Origin of the sequence: Thiomonas sp., from assembly GCF_034007205.1 — a bacterium.
In the GTDB taxonomy this organism is placed as follows: Bacteria; Pseudomonadota; Gammaproteobacteria; order Burkholderiales; family Burkholderiaceae_C; genus Thiomonas.
The window spans coordinates 22420-38317 of sequence record NZ_JAVERI010000021.1; the positions used below are offsets into that span (position 1 = coordinate 22420).

Annotated in this window: 14 protein-coding genes; 2 read left to right on the forward strand and 12 right to left on the reverse strand. The window is 67.5% G+C overall.

What is annotated here, in order from left to right; translation table 11 throughout:
• Positions 1–15: 15 nt before the first annotated feature.
• On the forward strand, positions 16–1071 hold the full coding sequence (gene ruvB / locus RBR52_RS13840; RefSeq protein ID WP_320377868.1) for a Holliday junction branch migration DNA helicase RuvB: 1056 nt from the start codon (positions 16–18) through the stop codon (positions 1069–1071).
• Here ruvB and RBR52_RS13845 read toward each other — a convergent pair.
• The 12 genes from RBR52_RS13845 to RBR52_RS13900 all read right to left on the reverse strand — a co-directional run bounded on the left by RBR52_RS13845 (position 1065) and on the right by RBR52_RS13900 (position 14136).
• Positions 1065–2345, reverse strand: a complete 1281-nt coding sequence (locus RBR52_RS13845; RefSeq protein ID WP_320377869.1) for a DUF3443 domain-containing protein — start codon at positions 2343–2345, stop codon at positions 1065–1067. The genes ruvB and RBR52_RS13845 overlap by 7 nt on opposite strands.
• A gap of 77 nt (positions 2346–2422) precedes the next feature.
• A complete protein-coding gene (locus tag RBR52_RS13850; RefSeq protein ID WP_320377870.1) occupies positions 2423–3679 on the reverse strand; it encodes a DUF3443 domain-containing protein in 1257 nt (418 codons plus the stop codon).
• Between the two features lie 10 nt (positions 3680–3689).
• Positions 3690–4187: a DUF2844 domain-containing protein gene (locus tag RBR52_RS13855; RefSeq protein ID WP_320377871.1), complete on the reverse strand. Its 498-nt coding sequence runs from the start codon at positions 4185–4187 to the stop codon at positions 3690–3692.
• Positions 4188–4302: 115 nt separating this feature from the next.
• Complete coding sequence (locus tag RBR52_RS13860; protein ID WP_320377872.1) at positions 4303–4953, reverse strand: histidine phosphatase family protein; 651 nt, start codon at positions 4951–4953, stop codon at positions 4303–4305.
• Between the two features lie 24 nt (positions 4954–4977).
• Positions 4978–6003, reverse strand: coding sequence for an HlyD family secretion protein (locus RBR52_RS13865; protein WP_320377873.1), 1026 nt, complete (start codon positions 6001–6003; stop codon positions 4978–4980).
• Between the two features lie 10 nt (positions 6004–6013).
• The gene (locus tag RBR52_RS13870; protein WP_320377874.1) at positions 6014–6211 is read right to left on the reverse strand and encodes a DUF1656 domain-containing protein; all 198 of its coding nucleotides are present in this window, start codon (positions 6209–6211) and stop codon (positions 6014–6016) included.
• Entirely contained in the window at positions 6201–8294 is a 2094-nt protein-coding gene (locus RBR52_RS13875; RefSeq protein WP_320377875.1) for an FUSC family protein, read from the reverse strand. The genes RBR52_RS13870 and RBR52_RS13875 overlap by 11 nt, the downstream gene beginning before the upstream one ends.
• A 12-nt stretch (positions 8295–8306) precedes the next feature.
• Positions 8307–8900, reverse strand: a complete 594-nt coding sequence (locus RBR52_RS13880) for an acyloxyacyl hydrolase (protein WP_320377876.1) — start codon at positions 8898–8900, stop codon at positions 8307–8309.
• 38 nt (positions 8901–8938) lie between these two features.
• A complete protein-coding gene (locus RBR52_RS13885) occupies positions 8939–10552 on the reverse strand; it encodes a DHA2 family efflux MFS transporter permease subunit (protein ID WP_320377877.1) in 1614 nt (537 codons plus the stop codon).
• Between the two features lie 251 nt (positions 10553–10803).
• Positions 10804–12045: an efflux RND transporter periplasmic adaptor subunit gene (locus RBR52_RS13890; protein WP_320377878.1), complete on the reverse strand. Its 1242-nt coding sequence runs from the start codon at positions 12043–12045 to the stop codon at positions 10804–10806.
• A 48-nt stretch (positions 12046–12093) separates the two neighbouring features.
• Positions 12094–13554 (reverse strand): efflux transporter outer membrane subunit, encoded by a 1461-nt coding sequence (locus RBR52_RS13895; RefSeq protein WP_320377879.1) that lies wholly within the window; start codon positions 13552–13554, stop codon positions 12094–12096.
• A gap of 12 nt (positions 13555–13566) precedes the next feature.
• Positions 13567–14136 (reverse strand): MarR family transcriptional regulator, encoded by a 570-nt coding sequence (locus RBR52_RS13900; protein ID WP_320377880.1) that lies wholly within the window; start codon positions 14134–14136, stop codon positions 13567–13569.
• Between the two features lie 150 nt (positions 14137–14286).
• On the opposite strand from RBR52_RS13900, the gene RBR52_RS13905 reads away from it, so the two are divergent.
• Positions 14287–15708: a coniferyl aldehyde dehydrogenase gene (locus RBR52_RS13905; protein WP_413818335.1), complete on the forward strand. Its 1422-nt coding sequence runs from the start codon at positions 14287–14289 to the stop codon at positions 15706–15708.
• Positions 15709–15898: the final 190 nt, after the last annotated feature.

Below are 15898 nucleotides of genomic sequence, written 5' to 3' on the forward strand. Positions count from 1 at the left end.
TGCGCCCTGCTCGCCGTGCCCATTCAACCTGATGCCTTTGCCGCCAGCCCCGCGCGGGTGATCGATGCCGCTGCCGTGTCTCCGCAGGAGGCGGTGGTCGAGCGCGCGCTGCGCCCGCAGCAGCTCGACGACTACGTCGGCCAGGTGCGGGTGCGCGAGCAGCTCGACATTTTCATCGGCGCGGCGCGCAAGCGCGAAGAAGCCCTGGATCACGTGCTGCTGTTCGGCCCGCCCGGGCTGGGCAAGACCACGCTGGCGCACATCGTCGCGCGCGAAATGGGGGTGAATCTGCGTTCGACTTCCGGCCCGGTGCTGGAGCGCGCGGGCGATCTGGCGGCGCTGCTGACCAACCTCGAACGCAACGACGTGCTGTTCATCGACGAGATCCACCGCCTCTCGCCGGTGGTCGAAGAGATTCTGTATCCGGCGCTGGAGGATTATCAGATCGACATTCTCATCGGCGAAGGGCCGGGCGCGCGCAGCGTGAAAATCGACCTGCAGCCCTTCACCCTGGTGGGCGCCACCACGCGCGCGGGCATGCTGACCAACCCGCTGCGCGACCGCTTCGGCATCGTCGCGCGGCTGGAGTTCTATACCGCCGAGGAATTGACGCGCATCGTGCTGCGCTCGGCCCGGCTGCTGGGCGCCGTCATCGACCCGGCAGGCGCCTCCGAGATCGCCCGCCGCGCCCGCGGCACGCCGCGTATCGCCAACCGCCTGCTGCGCCGGGTGCGCGACTATGCCGAGGTGAAGGCCGCCGGCCACATCACGGCGCCGGTGGCCGACGCCGCACTCAAGATGCTCGACGTCGATCCGCTGGGTTTCGATGTGATGGACCGCAAGCTGCTCGAAGCCGTGGTGCATCGCTTCGACGGCGGCCCGGTGGGGCTGGACAATCTGGCCGCGGCCATCGGCGAAGAGCGCGACACCATCGAAGACGTGATCGAGCCCTATCTCATCCAGCAAGGCTATCTGCAGCGCACCCCGCGCGGGCGCATCGCCACCACGGCGACCTACGTCCACCTCGGCCTGGCCGCGCCGCAGCGCAGCGGCGATCTGTTCGGTCAGTAAGCCAGATAGCCGTAAGGCGTGCTGGTACTGGAGCCTTCGAGACCGGTGGCGATGGTGCGGCTGTAGAAGAACGGCAGGCCCAGATCGACAAAGCCAGTAATCGCTGCCGTTCCTCCCAGCGCGGGAAGGGCGGCGTTTTGCGTGGCGAACATGGCTTGCGCATTGCCGATGGTGAGGGTCTGCGCTGGGCCATACGACTTGTCCGCAAGCTGCAGGCTGGCCGCCAGACTGAACGCCTGTGACGGGCAGTAAAAGCCTGCGGCCTGCGAGCAGGTCGGCACGCCGCTGAGTGCCAGGTAATAGCCGTTGGAGCCGCTGTCGACGAAGCCGCTCAAGGCCGTGCCGTTCAAGGTCATCTTCAGATTGCCCTGCCGGTCCAGCGGGTAAATCTGCGCCGTGCTCAAGGTATTGTTCGCCTGCGTGTCGATGCCGAAGGTCAGCGTGCCATTGGCGCTGGGAGCGCCATCCGGCAGGGGCACGCCGGGCAGGGCGAGGATGCTGCCGTTGTTGTCGCTGGCGAAGGCGGCGATGGGGTTGATGCCCTGTTGCGAGGTCGACGCCGTGGCCGGGGTGCACGAGGTGCTGCTGCAGGCGTAATACACGCCGGGAAAAGTGCTCGACGCGCAGGCACTGCCGCAGTCGTACCTGAAATTGCTGATGCCCAGAATGCCGTTGGCGATGCCATAGAAGCTGCTGGCAAAGTCGCTGCCGCCCTGGGAGGTGCAGGCGCTGGGCGCCGCAGGCAGGGTCGGGTCGTCCATGATCTGGATCGGGACGGCCGCGGTGGTCGTCATGCCGCCGATGCGCACCAGGGATTGCCGCATGCCGCCCCAGGCATAGCCCGAGGCGAATTGCGCGCAGGCGGCGAGCTCGCCGCTGCCGCTTGCGATCTTCGGCAGGGCGTTGAAAGTGGCGCTGGAGACGGCTTTGGAAAACAGGCGCAGCCCGGCGGAGCCCGTGTCCACCAGCACATCGGGAATGGCCTGGCAAGCGCTGCCGTCAGGCGCGCAGACCGTCACGGTGACATACGGCGTGTTCGCCGTGAGCGTGGTCGTGTTGCTGCCGAGTTGACGGATGCTGATGGCTGCCACATTGGGTGCGGCGGGGGGCGCAGGTGGCGTGGAGGGTGCGCTGGCGGCTGGAGGGGGCGCGGGATCGGCCGTGGTGCTTGGGGTCGAGCCGCCCCCGCCGCATGCGCTGAGCAGCAAGGCCGTGCCGAGGGCGACAGGGGTCAACAGACGACGAAACCGCGGAAGACGAGAAGTATCGGACATGGAGAGGGCCTTTTTTGCTTCAGGATCGATACAAGTGCATGCATTGCATCGCACTTCGGTGACATTTGCTCTTCGATTCAGAACGCCCAATACCCATAAGGCGCGCTGGTCAACTTGCCTTCGAGCCCGGTGGCGATGGGACGGCCATAGAAAAACGGCAGGCCGAGATCGGCAAAGTGGGCGACGGCGGCCGTGCCGCCGAGTGCGGGCAGAGCGGTGAACTGGGTGTCGAACATGGCCTGTGCGTTGCCGATGACCAGGGTCTGCGCGCTGGAGGCGCCATTCAACTGAACGGTGAGCGCAACCGGGCTGCCGGGGCAGTACCAACTCGATGCGGCGTTGGGTGTGCAGCGGGTGACGCCGGGATCGAGGTCGAGAAAGTAGCCGTTGGAGCCGCTATCGATGAAGCCTCGGCCCGCAACACCGTCGATGCGGCCGCTGATGTAGGCGTCCTGCGCGATCGGGAAAATCTCGGCGCCCGCGGGCAGCGCGTTGTTGGGCTGCGTGCCGATGCCGAAAACCAGCGTGCCGCTGGCGCTGGCGGCACCGCCGGGTGTCGGAACGGCGGGCAGGTTGAGCATGCTGCCGTTGTTGTCCACGGCAAACGCGGAGATGGGGTTGGTGCCCTGTTGAGACAGTTCGGCGCTGGTCTCGGTGCAGTCGCCGCCGGTGCAGCGGTAGTACATCGCGGGACGGTTGGCGGCCGGTGTCGCCGCGGCGCAGCCTGCGCCGCAATCGTGAATGAAATTGCCGATGCCCGCAATGCCGTTGGCCACCGGGGCGAAGCGGGCGGCGAAGTCGATGCCCTGCGCCGCGCAGGTGGACGGCGCGGCGGGCAGGGACGGGTCGTTCATGAACTGGATGGGGATGGGCGATGTCGTGACTTCGCCGCCGATCTGCACCGTGGCCAGGTGCATGCTGCCCCAGGCATAGCCCGAGGCGAACTGGGCGCAGGCCGCCAGCATGCCATTGCCCGAGGGAATGCCGGGAAGAGGGAGCGCGACCTTGTTGGCGAAAAGCCGCAGCCCGGCCGAGCCGGTGTCCACCATCACGTCGGGAAGGGTCTGGCAGTTGCCGCTGGCGTCACAGACCTTCACCGCGACATACGGCGTATTGGCGGTGATGGTGGCGGTGTTGCTTTCGAGCTGGTGGATGCTGAGCGTCACCACATTGCTGCCGCTCGCAGGATTGCTCAGCGCGACCGATGGGGATGCGGGTGGCGGGCTGCTGCTGCCGCCGCCGCAGCCGGTCAACAGCAGACCCGCCAGCGCAGCGGGTGCGGCCAGACGCATCAAACGGCGGCGCAGGCGCCAGACGCGCAGTCCGGGAAGCATGGAAGGCGCTTCAGGGCTGCAGCGTGGCGGGGTCGAACCCGGCGGGTACGAGCGAGGGCACCCAGGCCACGCCGAGAAAGCCGCGCATGCGGCCCGCGCTGTGCACCACGACGTCGCTGCCCTTGACCATGGACAGGTTGAGCTGTTGTGGTGAAGCCTTCGCGGCCTTGACGTAAGGCGCAAAGTAACTGCCGAGCAACTGCTGCAGATCCGGCTTGAACGGGCCTTTCCAGGTGATGGCGAACACGGTGCCTGCCGCATTGGCGTATTCGGTCACGGTGACGCCCTGCGGGGTTTGCACCGTCTGCGCTTGCACGGCCGACGCATCGCCGGCTGCGACCGCGCCAGACGCCGCCTGCGCTGCGACCCGCTGCACCTGGCCGATGGGCTTGCCGTCCTGCGCCGCATCGAGCAGGGGCCGACCCAGCCCGGCGTGGGCGCAGGCGCTGCCGAGCAGCAAGGCGAAACCCGCAAGGGGCGCAAACAGACGTGCAGAAAAGGTGGACATGGCAAATGGACGCAGAGAAGGCATCAAAAACGCGGATTTTGAAGTCTAACGACGCGCAGCCGCGAACGGACTCAAGCTGAAACCCAATGAAACAAAAACATCAGGGCTGTGTGGATTACTCCACGCCTTCGTTCAGACTGCGATCGAGATGCGCGGTGTCGCCCCAGCCCACCAGGGTGAGCTGACCCTGGGCGTACAGCAGGCGGTTGAGCGCGGCGTTGCGCAGCTCGAAGCTGCGCGGCGCCTGCAGTTCCTGACCCGTGGCGGCGCGGTAGAAGGCGTCGAGCACGCCGCCGTGCGCAACCACGACGATAAGCTGCGCCGGATGGCGGGCGGCGATCTGTCGCAGGGCGTTCTGCGCGCGAGCAGCAAAATCGCGCAGGGTTTCGCCGCCGGGCGCGGCGAAGCCGGGGTCGCGGTGGCGCCAGCGCGCGCACAGTTCGGGATGCAGCGGCTCCAGCGCGGCAAAGCTCTGGCCCTCGAAGGCGCCGAAGCTGCGTTCGCGCAGCGCGGGATCGCGGATGACGCTCAAGCCGTGCCGCGCCGCAATCGCCTGCGCCGTCTGCCAGGCCCGCTGCAGATCGCTGGCGTAGACGGCGGCCACAGGCTCTTCGGCCAGGGCTTCGGCGGCCAGCCGCGCCTGCTCCAGCCCGCGCGCATTGAGCGCAATATCGGTATGGCCCTGGATGCGCGAGGCGGCATTCCAGTCGGTCTCGCCGTGGCGCAGGGCGATGATGCGGGTCGGCTCTGGCGGGTTGTCATGCATGGTGCCCGCATTGTGCCGCAGCGCTCAGGTCTTGCCGGGATGCGGGCTTGCCCGAAGAACGCGCAAGGTGGCTGTCATGCCGGCTGCGAGGCGCAGGTGAGGCGGCAGGCTCGCCGGGTCGATGGCGATGCGCACGGGAATGCGCTGCGCCAGCCGGACCCAGTCGAAAATCGGGTTTGGCTCCAACAGCAGGTCACGGCCCACCGGGTTTTCGCGCGACGCGATGCCGCGCGCGATCCCGGTGACCGTGCCGCGCAGATGCACGCCGCCGGCCATCAGGCGGATGTCCACCGGGTCGCCCTCGTGGATTCGCGGCAGCTTGGTTTCCTCGAAATAGCCCTCGACATATAGGCTGTGACGGTCGACCAGGGCCATGACCGGGGAGCCGACGGCGGCATAGTCGCCCGCTTCGAGCTTGAGGTTGGTGATGAAACCGTCGGTCGGCGCGCGCACCTGGGTGCGCGCCAGATTGAGCTGCGCCAATGCCAGACGCGCGCGCGCCAGTCGTTCGGCCGCAAGCGCCCTGCTGCGCTCGGCCTGCGCCTGGCCCAGCCGGGCGCGCGCCTGCAGGACCTGCGCCTGGCCGACGTCGGCAGCGGCCAGCGCGTCGGCCCGCTCTTCCGCGGAGACCGCCCCGGGCGCGGTATGGTCGCGCCGCTGCGCTTTTTCGCGCAGGCTGCCGTACTGCGCGAGCGCCGCGGCGACACCCGCCTGCGCCGCGCGGATGTCGGCCTGTGCCACCTGCAACGCCGCCTGCGCCGACGAGATGTCGGCCTTGGCCTGCTGCACCGCATTCTGAAAACGCGCAGGGTCGATGGTGAACAGCACCTGTCCGCGCCGCACGGTCTGGTTGTCGTGCACCGCCACGGTGTGAACCAAGCCGGAGACGTCTGGAGCGATGCGCACCACATCGGCGCGGATGCGGCCGTCGCGCGTCCACGGGGAATCGGTTTCCTCATACCACAGCATGCGGGCCAGCAAGAGGGCTGCAGCCACCACGGCCAGGGTGATGACGACGCGAAGGGCAGACTGGAGTGTCTGGGTTTTCATGATGGGAAGGTCAAAACAACAGCAGCGCGGCGGTGGTGAACACAACGACAAGCACGGCCAGCCGGAACAGCGCGGGATGCCAGACATGGCGATACCCGCCCAGCCGTCCGAGCAGTCCGTCGATCAGCGCCGTCGCAGCAAGGCCGCCGAAAAAAATCACCAGCAGGCCCGGAACGAGCACGCCGAACAGGTCGATTTCACGTGGCATGTGTGGAATTTGGAACGGGGATGGGCAACGGACCGAACAGCGGGGATTCGGTGTCGTGCAGCGCGCTGTGGATCTGGTAGAGATGGTTGCGCGCCGGGCCTTCGGGCATCGCCGCGATCGCGGCGTTCACCGCGGCATCCGCCTGCTGCCAGTGCGATGAATCCGGCATGCGATAGAGCCTGTCGATCGCACCGATCGCGGCTTCGGTGCGCGCGCGGGCCTCATCCGGCAGGGTGCCCGCAGCGAGATCGTGGCGCAGCTCGATCAGCGTGCGGCCGCTTTCCTGCACCGCCAGCGACCAGGCCATCAGGATGCGCGACTGCGCACTGCCCGCAGGGGTGTGCACGACGGCCTGCTGCACCAGATCGCGCAACCGGGTCTCGAACTGCCAGACCAGCCCTTCCAGCCGCGCGCTCGCCGCCGTTGCCACCAGTTGCCGCAGGCGCCGCAGTTGACGTGACAGGCTCACCTGTCCCGGCAGCAGCATGAAGGCGGCAGCGGCGGCGGCGAGCCCGCCGAGCTGTGACAGCGCGCTGTTGAAGTACACCTCCGGGTTGTAGAGCATGGGCTGGCGCAGCCCGAGGTTGAGCAGCACGCTGATGGTGTAGCCCGTGCCGAAGCCGGCGAACCGCGGGCGGGTGCTCAGGTAGGGGCCGAGCAGGAGAAACGGCAGCGTGGCGGCAACGAGGAAGGGAAAGCTGTCCCCCATCGGCAGCATGCGGAATTCGACAAACGCCGCGACCAACATGCCCGCAGCGAATCCATACAGCGTCTTGAGCACCGCCGAAACCGGATTGGGCGCCGAGGCCAGCAGGCCGCTGAACACGGTTGCCAGCAGCATGGTGGTGGCGCCAAAGGCCCAGCCGCTCTGGATCCAGAACACGCTCAGGACCGTCATGGTGAGGAAAGTCCGCAGCGCGGTGAGTCCGATGTCGGACCAGTCGTTGCTGCGGTGAAAACGCATGCGTTCCTGCTCCGCACGGATGACGCCGGCGCGCAGCGCGCCGTCGGTGCGGGCGTAGTCGTGCAGCTCGGCGGCGAGCCGCTGCAGCAGCGCGGCGCCGGTGGCGAATTCGAGCGAGCCCGACGGCTGCGCGAGTGCCTGGCGTTGCGCGGCGATACTCTGGACGAGGGTGTGCTGAAAGCGTTCGAGCCGCTGCGCCAGCAGACCGCTGGGGTTGGGCGCGCGTGCGGCGGGCAGAGTCAGCGCTTCGTGCAGCGGCTGGTACAGCGCGGTCAGTGCGCTCACGACCTCGGTCTGCCCCTGGCGCTGCAGCCGGTTGAGCAGATGGTGCAGCGACTGGAATGTGGTGGCTGCCGCCATGTAGCGCTGGTTCAGCAGGCGCAGGTGGCTGCTGCGGGCGCGCACTTCCGGGTCTTCGAAAATCACCGAGGCGCGCAAATCCTCGAGTTGAACCGCCGCGCGCACGAATTCCAGGTTGACTTCCTCCATGCGGGTCTGGGGCAGGCTGCCGGCCAGGCTGTCGCGCAGGAACGCGAAAAAGCGGTCGAACTGCGCGTGCGCGCTGCGGCGCAGCACGGCGCGCAGCCGCTCGGGAAACACCACGTCGCTGACCACGCCGGCCACCAGGATGCCCAGCAGCACCTCGCTGACCCGCATCTGCGCCGACTCGAATCCGGCCAGCGGGTTGCCGATCACCGGCAGCGCGACGATGGCTGCGGTATAGCCCGCCAGCACGAAGCCGTAAGCCATGAAATTGCGATAGAGCACGGCGCCGCTGGCGCACAGCGTGATCCACAGCGACAGCCCGAGCAGGAACACCTCGCGCTGCTGGGGGAAGGTCGAGATCAGCAGCAGCCCGGCGAGACTGCCGGCCACCGTGCCGATGGCGCGGTAGAAGCTCTTGGCCAGCACCATGCCGCTTTGCGGGTGCATGACGATCGCCACCGTGATCATGGTGGTCGACGGTTGCTCCAGGTGGAGCAACATCGCCAGCCAGGCGCCGACATACACCGCCAGCAGGCTTTTTGCGACGAACAGCCAGGCCCTGGCCTCGTCAGCGGCGAAGCTGCGCAGCCAGGGGGCGGAACGGGGTTCAGCGGACGGGGTGGCGTCGGCCATCGGGCGCGGTCATCAGAAGCTGTAGCCCAGACGCACCTGCAGATAGTCCTGCCCGGGGTTGGGGCGCTTGATGTCGGCGTTGGAATAGTGGGTCAGACGCGCGCCCAGCGTCCAGGGCGTGCCCGTGAAGCGATGCAGCAGGCCGATGGAATCGCCGAACTGGAAGGCGGTGGAGATCCGTTTGCCGCCGATATAGGTGCCCGAGAACACATTGGCGCCGATGCCCAGTTCCATCGCCGTCTGCGGCGTGAACCACCAGCGCGCGAACGGCGTGAGGCCGGCGTGGATGAGGTGGCTGTCGCCCGGACCCGTCGAGCTGCTCACCCGCCCCAACGAGGCTTCGAGCACCACGTCGAGCTTGGTGTGCGCGAACAGATCGTGTTGCCAGAGCGGGGCGGATTGCAGGGCCAGCGTCACGTTGCGGTATTCGTCGCCCTTGTCGATGCCCCAGAGCGCGGAGAGTTCTGCGGCCTGCGCCTGGGTCAAGCCTGCTGCGAGCAGCAGCGCGGCGCTCAGGGCGGCGCGGCGAAGCGTCGCCGTGGCGAAAACGGGCCGATTCGCCCCGCACGGGGAAAGGCGAGCTTTTTGAAAACCTGGGTTTTGCATGGGAGACCTCTTTGGGGTTCTTGGAGGATGACGCGCTTTCAGTGCGCGCCCGCGGCGGCGTCGCTGCCCGCGGCGCCTTTGGACGGCTTGACCAGCCAGACCAGCGCGATCAAGGCGAGGAACAGCCACGAGCTCAGGCGGAACATCTCGTCGACCGCGATGGTGTGGGCCTGCTGGTCGATCAGGCGGTTGACCACGCCCAAGGCCTGTTCGGGCGAGAAGCCCTGCGCCTGCATGCCCTGGATGATCGGGCTGGCGACCGGACTGCCCGCATAGATGTGGCTGACCAGTTGCTCGTGGTGCAGATCGGCGCGATCGGTCCACCAGGTGGTGTAGATCGAAGTGCCGAACGAACCCGCGGTGATGCGGGCAAAGTTCGACAGTCCAGACGCCGCGGCGATGCGGTGCGATGGCAGGCCGCCCAGGATGATGCTCAGCAGCGGGATGAAGAAGGTCGCCGTGGCGATGCCCTGGACCACCGTGGGCAGGGCATACTGCCAGTAGCTGTCGCCGGTGGTGAACAGCGAGCGCATGTAGAACACCAGCGCGAACACGAGGAAGGAGAACGTGGTCACCCAGCGCGCATCGAGCACCGGCAGAAAGCGTCCGATGAAGGGCGAGAGGATGAGCGCGAACAGCCCCACCCAGGCCAGCACCTCGCCGGCGTCGGTCGCGGTATAGCCGATGAACTCCTGCAGCCACAGCGGCAGCAGCACCAGGCTGCCGAAAAACATGCCGTAGGACAGCGCCAGCATGATGGTGCCCAGGGTGAAGCTGGGGAGCTTGAACAGGGTGAGATCGACCACAGGATGGTCGTCATAGATCTCCCAGATCAGAAACAGCACGAAGCCCACCACGGCGGCCACCGCCAGCGCGATGATGACCGGACTGGAGAACCAGTCGAGCTCCTGCCCCTTGTCGAGCATGATCTGCAGCGAGCCGACCCAGATGATGAGCAGGCCCAGCCCGGTCCAGTCGATCGGCAGTTTGCGGATGGGGGTTTCGCGGCGCAGATAGATCGACGCGGTGACCGCCGCCGCCAGCAGGCCCACCGGCACGTTGATGTAGAAAATCCACGGCCAGGAGATGTTGTCGGTGATCCAGCCGCCGAGCAGCGGCCCCATGATGGGCGCGATCAGCGTGGTCATCGACCACATCGCCAGCGCCATGCCCGAGCGCTGCGGCTTGTAGCTGGAGAGCAGCAGCGTTTGCGACAGCGGAATCATCGGCCCGGCGCTGGCGCCTTGCAGCACGCGGAACAGAATCAATATCTCGATGCTCGGCGCCTGCCCGCACAGAAACGAGAACAGCGTGAACAGCAGAATGCTGGTGAGAAACACCTTGACCGCGCCGAAGCGCTGGGTGACGAAGCCGGTGAGCGGCACCGCGATGGCGTTGGCCACGCCGAACGAGGTGATGACCCAGGTGCCCTGCGACGAGCTCACGCCCAGGTCGCCCGCAATCGCCGGAATCGACACATTGGCGATCGAGGTGTCGAGCACGTTCATGAAGGTCGCCAGCGACAGCGCGATGGTGCCCACCACCAGCGCCGAGCCGGTCAGCGGCGTCAGGTGCGTGGTGGTGTCTTTCGCGGCCGCCGGGTCCGGCACGGCGCCGGCCGCGCTTTCTTCGATTTCCTGTGGGGTGGCCATGTCAGCTCCGCACGGCCGTTCCGAAGGAGCTGACACCCCCCTCGGGGGGCAGCGAGCACAGCGAGCGAGGGGGCTGTTTCATCTTGCTCCGCACGGCCGTTCCGAAGGAGCTGACACCCCCCTCGGGGGGATGAGCGGGACATGAGGCAGTCCCTGCGGACTGACTCATGCCATGCGAATCCGAGTGGCTTGCAAGCCGCGAGGTGGAATGCGAGCACAGCGAGCGAGGAGGCTGTTTCATTTTTGTTCTTTCAGCGCTTGCCGCCCGCATTGGCGGCGATGATGGCGTTGACCAGCGTGTCGGCCTTCTGCCAGTCGGCGGCGTAGATGTCGGTGCGGGCGGCGGGCTGGGTCGGCGGCTCGTCGACCACCAGAGGCCCCTTGTGGTCGCTGATGTCGATGGTCACTTCGGTGGACATGCCCACGCGCAGCGGATGGCTAGCGAGTTGCCTGGGATCGAGCGCCACGCGCACCGGCAGGCGCTGCACCACCTTGATCCAGTTGCCCGTGGCGTTCTGCGCGGGCAGCAGCGAGAAGGCCGCGCCCGTGCCCGCCGACAGCCCGACGACCCGACCGTCGTAGATCACGCGGCTGCCATAGGTGTCGGCGGTGACCGTGGCCTTCTGCCCGATGCGAACGTCGCGCAATTGCGTCTCCTTCAGGTTGGCGTCGACCCACACATCGTTCAACGGCACTACCCACATCAGCGGCACGCCGGGGGCGACGCGCTGACCGAGCTGCACCGTGCGCCGCGCCACCACGCCGGTCACCGGCGCCGGAATGAGGGTGCGCTCGTACGCCAGATAGGCTTCGCGTACCTTGGCCGCTGCCAGCTTCACCGAGGGGTTGTTGGCGATAACGGTACCCGCGGTCAGTGCTTGGCTGGCGGCGAGTTGTTCCTGCGCGGCCTTCACCCCGGCCTGTGCGGTGGTCAGCGCGGCCTGAGCGGCCTGCACCGCGATCTGCGCCTGGCGCAGTTCTTCCGCGCCGACCGCGCCGGTGCCGGCCAGCTCCTGGCGGCGGCGCAGCGCGTCCTGCGCCTTGGCCAGATTGGCCCGGGCGACGTTCACATCGGTCTGCCGCACCGCGACCTGCGCGGCGAGGGTGCCGTTGTTGGCGAAATTCACCCGGACCTGGCGCACCGCCTGGGCGAGCTGAGCCTCTGCCTGCTGCAGCGCCACATGGGTGTCGGCGCCGTCGAGCTGCACCAGTGGCTGCCCGGCCTTGACGAGCTGGGTGTCGTCGGCGTCGATGGCCACGACCGTGCCGCCCACCTGCGGGGTGACCTGCACCAGATCGCCCTGCACATAGGCGTCGTCGGTGTAGGCGTAGTGCAGCGAATCCCAGTACTGGTAGCCGCCATAGGCCGCGCCGACGATGATGAAAAAGCCGATGGCCAGCAGCATCAACTGCCGCCGCTTGGCGGCCTTGCCGTTGCCATTTCCGGCGGACAGGGCCGCGCCTTCAGTTTTGTCGTTGTCCTGGGTACTCATGGATGCATTCCGTTGGGATTCATGTTTTCAAGGGGGGCGATGCGCGCGTCAGGGCGACTTGACCAAAACCCGTTCGGGCAGTTGTTCGGCCTTGTAGCCGCCGCCCAGGGCGCGGATCAGCGCCACGTCGTCGGACAGCGCCTGCGCTTTCAGGTCCACACCCATCTGCTGCAGTTGAAGCACGCTGGTTTCCACGCTGAGCACCGTGAGATAGTTCGACAGCCCGGCCTTGTAGCGCTGATCGACCAGGCGCATCGCGTCCTGCGCGGCGGCCAGCGCCTGCTGCTGCTGCGCGATCTGCTGACCAATCGACTGGCGCGCGGCAATGGCGTCGGCCACCTCGTGCACTGCGCCCACCAGGGTGTTGTTGTATTGCGCGATGGCCTCATCGGCTTGCGCCGACTTGCTGCGGAGCTGGGCGCGCAATGCGCCGCCCTCGAAAATGGGCAGGGTCAGCGCCGGGCCGACGCCCAGGGTCTGACTGCCGCCGGTCAGCCATTGGCTGAAGCCCAGCGCGGAAAACCCGGCAAACGCAGTGAGGTTGACATTGGGGTAGAACGCGGCACGCGCTGCCTTCACGCCGTGCAGCGCCGCCTCGACCTGCCAGCGCGCGGCGACGATGTCGGCGCGGCGGCCGATCAGCGCGGCGGGCAGGGTGTCGGGCAGATCGATCGTCGGCAGTGTGGCGAGCTGTGGCGCCAGCGTGGCCGTGGCCTGCGGGCCCTGGCCGATGAGCGCGGCCAGCAGGTTGCGCGCCTGCGTGATCTGCACCCCGGTCTGGTCGATCTGCAGACGGATCTGCGGCACTTCGGCCAACGCCTGCTTCTCCTGCACCGTGGTCTCCAGGCCGGCGCGCACGCGGTCGCGCACCAGTTTGAGCATGTGCTCACGCTGCTGCAGGGTCTGCTGCAGCACATGCCGCATGGCGATCAGCCGCGCAAGGTTGACATAGGCATTGGCCACGTTGGCGGCGAGCAGCACGCGCGCGGCCTGATCCTGCGCGGCGGCGGCGTGGGCCTCGCCAATGGCGGCCTGCAGGTTCTGGCGGTTCTTGCCGAAAAAGTCCAGCTCCCAACTGCCTTGAAGCAGGGCGGAGTTGTCGTAGAACCAGTCGCCGCCGTAGGGTCCGTAGATGGAGTTGTTGCTGAACTGCTCGCGGGTGGAGCTCACCGCCGCGTCCAGTTTCGGTTTGAGGACACTGCCTGCGCTTTCTACCTGCGAGCGCGCCAGCGCCAGGCGGGCCTGCGCGACCTGCAGCGTCGGGTTGTCGGCCAGCGCCGCGGCGATGAGGCGGTCGAGTTCCGGGTCGTGAAAGGCGGTCCACCAATCGGTTTTGGGAAAGGCCGTCTGTACGGGCTGCAGGCCAAGCTGCTGCGGTGCGGTGAGGTGGCCGGTGGGCTTGATGCCCTCGGTGCCGGCGCAGCCCGCCAGCAGCAGGGCGGCCAACAGCGGCACGGCCAGCAGCGCACGGCGCGGTACGGCGGATCGGGGCAATGACGGGGTGAGCATGGCGAGAGTGGGTCAGGAGGGGTTGGAGTCGTCGTTTTGTTCGGGGTCGCGTTCCTGCACCATCAGATGTGGCCCGGGACCCGCCTTGTTGGCTTCGCCCAGCGCCTCGCCATTGGCGATGAAGCGCCGCAGCAGGTCGAGCAGTTGCTTGAACTCCTCTGGGCTGAAGCCGCGCAAATGTTCGTTGAGCACCTCGGAGAGCATGTGCGGGATCTGCGCCGCCACTTCGGCGCCGCGCGGGGTGAGCGCGAGGTTGACCACCCTGCGATCGCTGCTGCTGCGCTCGCGCACCAGCAGGCCCTTGGCTTCGAGGCGGTCGAGCATGCGGGTCATCGCGCCGGCGTCGGTCTGCATCTCGCGGGCGCAGGCGGCTACGGTGTCGCAGCCCAGGTGCACATGCAGCAGCGGATGCCATTGCGTGCCGGTGAGTTCGAGCGCCTGCAGTTGATGCTCCAGATTGCGCACCAGGACGGCCAGTGCGACCTTCATCAGAAAGCCGACCGAGTTGTCCTTGACATACTCCGAGCCGTCATAGAAGCGTGGCGCATCCGACTGAGGCGGAGTGGGGGCGGAAGAATTCATGCCGCGTAGTTTATTGCCTAGGCAAATACTGCCTATGTCATATCTTGATACCCATGTTATTAGAATGGTTTTGTGAAGCGGGCCCTTGTGTTCCCATCGCAGCGGCGATCGGCTTACCATCGAACCCCCGTTTTCAGCATGCTGCCGCAGATGGACCGCGCTCCCGATTTCGCCGCTTCGCTCCAGCAGACTTTCCGTGTGCTGCGGGCGGCGTTCGACGCAGCGCCCTATCCCGACTGGGCGCAGCGGCGCAATCGCCTGAGGCGTCTGCAAGCGCTGTTGCGCCAACATGCGGCCGAATTCGCCGAAGCGATCGACGCCGATTTCGGCGGCCGCCCACCGCCCGAAACCGGGCTGCTCGAACTCTTGCCCAGCCTGAGCGGCATCGCCGATGCGCTGCGACACGGCAAGGGCTGGATGCGCCCGCGCACCGCGGCGGTGTCGCCCTGGTTTTTTCCCGCACGGGCGCGGGTGCTGCCCCAGCCGCTGGGCGTGGTGGGCATCATCGCGCCGTGGAATTACCCGCTGGTGCTGGCCGTGGCCCCGCTGACGGCGGCGCTGGCCGCGGGCAACCGGGCGATGGTCAAGCTCTCCGAGTTCACCCCCACGTTCAGCGCCGTGTTCGCACAGCGCGCCGCGCAGACCTTTGCAGCCGACGAAGTGGCCGTGGTGCAGGGGGATGCAGAAATCGGCGCGGCCTTCAGCGCCCTGCCGTTCGACCATCTGCTGTTCACCGGCTCCAGCGGGGTGGGCAAGCGCGTGATGGCAGCGGCGGCGGCCAACCTCACCCCCGTCACGCTGGAACTCGGCGGCAAGTCGCCCGCCGTCATCACGCCGGGCTACGACTTGGCGCACGCGGCGCAGCGCATCGTCTACGGCAAGCTGCTCAACGCCGGGCAGACCTGCATCGCGCCCGACCATGTGCTGCTGCCGCGTGCCCAGCAGCAGGACTGGGTGGCCGCCTGCCGCGCCGCGGCGCACAAACTCTATCCCGACGGCCTGCGCAGCCCCGACTACACCAGCATCATCGACCATCGCCAATACAGTCGGCTGCTCGGCTTGCTGGGCGAAGCCCGCGCCGCCGGGGCGCAGGTGCATGCCTTGTTCGACGGCGTGCAGGCCGACGATCTGCGCCACCGCCTCGCGCCCGCGCTGGTCTGCGACGCCCCGGCCACGCTGCAGCTGATGAACGAAGAAATCTTCGGCCCGCTGCTGCCCGTGGTGGCCTATGACGACCTGGCGCAGGCGCTGGCGCATGTGCGCAGCCAGCCGCGTGCTCTGGCGCTCTACTGGTTCGACCACGACCGAGAGCGCACGGCCGATGCCCTGCTGCACACCCATGCCGGCGGCGTGACGGTCAACGACACCCTGCTGCATTTCGCGCAGGACAGCCTGCCCTTCGGCGGCGTCGGGGCGTCGGGCATGGGCAGCTATCACGGCCGCTGGGGATTCGACACTTTCAGCAAGCTCAAGCCCGTGATGTTTCAGGCGCGGTTTTCCGGCGTCGGCCTCGCCGCGCCGCCCTACGGGCCGCGCACGCGCTGGCTGATGAAACTGATGGGACGGTTGTGATGCGTGGGCGTTGGGTGAAGCGACTCCTGTCATCGTGGCGCTGAGCGTGATCGCGGATACAGCGAACGTACAAGGAGCCTGTCTGACTTGTGGCGTCGATAGCGAAAAACGGCCCCGGCGAGGACAGTTTTTGCCGATTTCGCCGGGCAATAGTCGAACTATTGCCCAAGACCAGCCCGCAGGGCGCAGG

What these genes read in the sequence shown, in the direction of transcription:
- RBR52_RS13895 (WP_320377879.1), bottom strand. Translation starts at nt 13,554, where the DNA reads ATGCTCACCCCGTCATTGCCCCGATCCGCCGTACCGCGCCGTGCGCTG.
- RBR52_RS13875 (WP_320377875.1), bottom strand. Translation starts at nt 8,294, where the DNA reads ATGGCCGACGCCACCCCGTCCGCTGAACCCCGTTCCGCCCCCTGGCTG.
- RBR52_RS13880 (WP_320377876.1), bottom strand. Translation starts at nt 8,900, where the DNA reads ATGCAAAACCCAGGTTTTCAAAAAGCTCGCCTTTCCCCGTGCGGGGCG.
- RBR52_RS13905 (WP_413818335.1), top strand. Translation starts at nt 14,287, where the DNA reads ATGGACCGCGCTCCCGATTTCGCCGCTTCGCTCCAGCAGACTTTCCGT.
- RBR52_RS13890 (WP_320377878.1), bottom strand. Translation starts at nt 12,045, where the DNA reads ATGAGTACCCAGGACAACGACAAAACTGAAGGCGCGGCCCTGTCCGCC.
- RBR52_RS13850 (WP_320377870.1), bottom strand. Translation starts at nt 3,679, where the DNA reads ATGCTTCCCGGACTGCGCGTCTGGCGCCTGCGCCGCCGTTTGATGCGT.
- RBR52_RS13865 (WP_320377873.1), bottom strand. Translation starts at nt 6,003, where the DNA reads ATGAAAACCCAGACACTCCAGTCTGCCCTTCGCGTCGTCATCACCCTG.
- RBR52_RS13860 (WP_320377872.1), bottom strand. Translation starts at nt 4,953, where the DNA reads ATGCATGACAACCCGCCAGAGCCGACCCGCATCATCGCCCTGCGCCAC.
- RBR52_RS13870 (WP_320377874.1), bottom strand. Translation starts at nt 6,211, where the DNA reads ATGCCACGTGAAATCGACCTGTTCGGCGTGCTCGTTCCGGGCCTGCTG.
- RBR52_RS13885 (WP_320377877.1), bottom strand. Translation starts at nt 10,552, where the DNA reads ATGGCCACCCCACAGGAAATCGAAGAAAGCGCGGCCGGCGCCGTGCCG.
- RBR52_RS13855 (WP_320377871.1), bottom strand. Translation starts at nt 4,187, where the DNA reads ATGTCCACCTTTTCTGCACGTCTGTTTGCGCCCCTTGCGGGTTTCGCC.
- RBR52_RS13900 (WP_320377880.1), bottom strand. Translation starts at nt 14,136, where the DNA reads ATGAATTCTTCCGCCCCCACTCCGCCTCAGTCGGATGCGCCACGCTTC.
- RBR52_RS13845 (WP_320377869.1), bottom strand. Translation starts at nt 2,345, where the DNA reads ATGTCCGATACTTCTCGTCTTCCGCGGTTTCGTCGTCTGTTGACCCCT.